Below are 2505 nucleotides of genomic sequence, written 5' to 3'. Positions count from 1 at the left end.
GGGTGGTGGACTCGGGGGTCCAGTCGTTGCCCTTCCAGTCCGTGAGGTGCGCGGGCGCCTCCTCGGTCATGCCCTCCCACCACACGTCGCCGTCGTCGGTGAGCGCGACGTTCGTGAAGACGGAGTTGCCCCACATGGTCTTCATGGCGTTGGCGTTGGTGTGCTCACCGGTGCCGGGCGCGACGCCGAAGAAACCGGCCTCCGGGTTGATCGCGTACAGCTGGCCGTCCTCGCGGAACCGCATCCAGGCGATGTCGTCGCCGATGGTCTCGACGGTCCAGCCGGAGATCGTGGGCTCCAGCATGGCGAGGTTGGTCTTGCCGCAGGCGGACGGGAACGCCGCGGCGACGTACTTCGACTCGCCCTTCGGCGGGGTGAGCTTGAGGATCAGCATGTGCTCGGCCAGCCAGCCCTCGTCGCGCGCCATGACGGACGCGATGCGCAGGGCGTAGCACTTCTTGCCGAGCAGGGCGTTGCCGCCGTAGCCCGAGCCGTAGGACCAGATCTCGCGGTCCTCGGGGAAGTGCGAGATGTACTTCGTGGAGTTGCACGGCCACGGCACGTCGGCCTCGCCCTCGGCGAGCGGCGCGCCGAGCGTGTGGACGGCCTTGACGAAGAAGCCGTCGGTGCCGAGCTCGTCGAGCACGGCCTGGCCCATGCGGGTCATCGTGCGCATGGAGACGGCGACGTACGCCGAGTCGGTGATCTCCACTCCGATGGCGGACAGCGGTGACCCGACCGGGCCCATGCAGAACGGCACGACGTACATCGTGCGGCCACGCATCGAGCCGCGGAAGACGCCCTTCTCGCCGGCGACACCGTCTCCCTCCCCGGTAAAGATGGCCCGCATCTCGGCGGGGGCCTTCCAGTGGTTCGTCGGACCCGCGTCCTCCTCCTTCTCGGAGCAGATGAACGTGCGGTCCTCGACGCGGGCGACGTCGCTCGGGTCGGACGCGGCGTAGTAGGAGTTCGGGCGCTTGACCGGATCCAGCTTCTTGAACGTTCCCTTGGCGACGAGTTCCTCGGCGAGCCTTTCGTACTCGGCCTCCGAGCCGTCGCACCAGACCACCTGGTCGGGCTCGGTGAGGGCTGCGATCTCGTCGACCCAGGAGATCAGCTCCTGGTGGTTCGTCGGAAGGGTGGTGGGAGCCGCGTTCTCGCGCGCCACGGTTGCTCCTAAGTGAGGGTGTTTTCAGGTGTATGCCCCGTGGGGGCCGCGACCCGGATGCTTCACGACGGTGATTCGTTGGCGCTCATCCGGTGCCGACCGCACTCATCTGATGATCGGTGGCGCGCGCCCATATGTCCAGGGGGCCTCTCACGTGAGCATCACCACTCATTTCACCCCTACCTACGCGTAACCTACGGTCGCGTAGGTAGCATGTCGCTCATGACGTCCGCCCAGTCCGATCACCGCACGAACCCCGACGACCCCGGGCACGGCCCCGTCGAGATCGAGCTCCCCACCCCCGTCAAACCGAAGCTGCGCGGGTGGCTGCACGCCGGCATGTTCCCGGCCGTGGTCGTGGCCGGCCTGACGCTCATCGCCCTCGCGGACTCCACCCGCGCCCGGGTGGCCTGCGCGGTCTACGTCGCGACCGCGTGCCTCCTGTTCGGCGTCAGCGCGATCTACCACCGCGGCACCTGGGGGCCGCGCGGCGAGGCCGTGCTGCGCAGGCTCGACCACGCCAACATCTTCCTGATCATCGCGGGCACCTACACGCCCCTCACCGTGCTGCTGCTCCCCGACTCCACCGGCCGCACCCTGCTGTGGGCGGTCTGGGCGGCGGCCCTCGCCGGTATCGCGTTCCGGGTCTTCTGGGTCGGCGCCCCGCGCTGGCTCTACACCCCCTGCTACATCGCGATGGGCTGGGCAGCGGTCTTCTTCCTCCCCGACTTCATGCGCGCCGGCGGCATCACCGTCCTGGTCCTGGTGATCGTCGGCGGGCTGCTGTACAGCGCGGGCGGCGTGATCTACGGCCTCAAGCGCCCCAACCCGTCACCGCGGTGGTTCGGGTTCCACGAGGTCTTCCACTCGCTGACCCTCGCCGCCTTCGTCGCGCACTACGTGGGCATCTCGCTGGTGGCCTATTCGGCCTGACGGCCGGTGCCCGTCCGGTGGCCGCACCCGCACCACCCGTACCGCCCGCGACGGCCGCGGTCTCGACGCCGCGGCCACCTGCCACGCCACCACCGCGACCACGGCCAGCACGACCCCGAGCACGGCGGCCCCGCCGCCGACCAGGAACCCCACGACACACAGCGCCGCCGCGACGACGGCCGACCCGTTGACGACTCCCCGCATCCCCGCTCCCCCTTTCGCGCGCGCATGCGCACACCAGTCCGCTTCACGGACTGTTCATCTACCCCACACCCATCGTGACATGCTCCACTGACAGTCCCGCGAGCCCGCCCGGCGGCCGCGTCCGGGCCGGGCCGCCGGGAGAACGGCGGAGGAACGGCGGGCGGCCCGCGGGGGCCGATGCCTGGCTCTTATACACATCT

The 2505-nt window shown here is 69.8% G+C and carries 2 protein-coding genes; one reads left to right on the top strand and one right to left on the bottom strand.

Features of this window, described 5'->3' with window-relative positions:
* The coding region (locus E2E34_RS33260; RefSeq protein WP_138905555.1) for a phosphoenolpyruvate carboxykinase (GTP) at positions 1-1168 on the bottom strand (1168 nt) is incomplete at its 3' end.
* A gap of 222 nt (positions 1169-1390) precedes the next feature.
* On the opposite strand from E2E34_RS33260, the gene trhA reads away from it, so the two are divergent.
* The gene (gene trhA / locus E2E34_RS33255) at positions 1391-2101 is read left to right on the top strand and encodes a PAQR family membrane homeostasis protein TrhA (protein ID WP_138905554.1); all 711 of its coding nucleotides are present in this window, start codon (positions 1391-1393) and stop codon (positions 2099-2101) included.
* Positions 2102-2505 lie beyond the last annotated feature (404 nt).

The sequence above is a fragment of the Streptomyces albidochromogenes genome (assembly GCF_005981925.1).
Taxonomy (GTDB): domain Bacteria; phylum Actinomycetota; class Actinomycetes; order Streptomycetales; family Streptomycetaceae; genus Streptomyces; species Streptomyces albidochromogenes.
The sequence above is the reverse complement of the archived record's forward strand: the minus strand, read 5'-3'. Positions and strand labels throughout refer to the sequence as shown.

Bases quoted from the DNA above. Each gene is read 5' to 3' on its own strand.
- trhA (WP_138905554.1), top strand. From the start codon at position 1,391: ATGACGTCCGCCCAGTCCGATCACCGCACGAACCCCGACGACCCCGGG.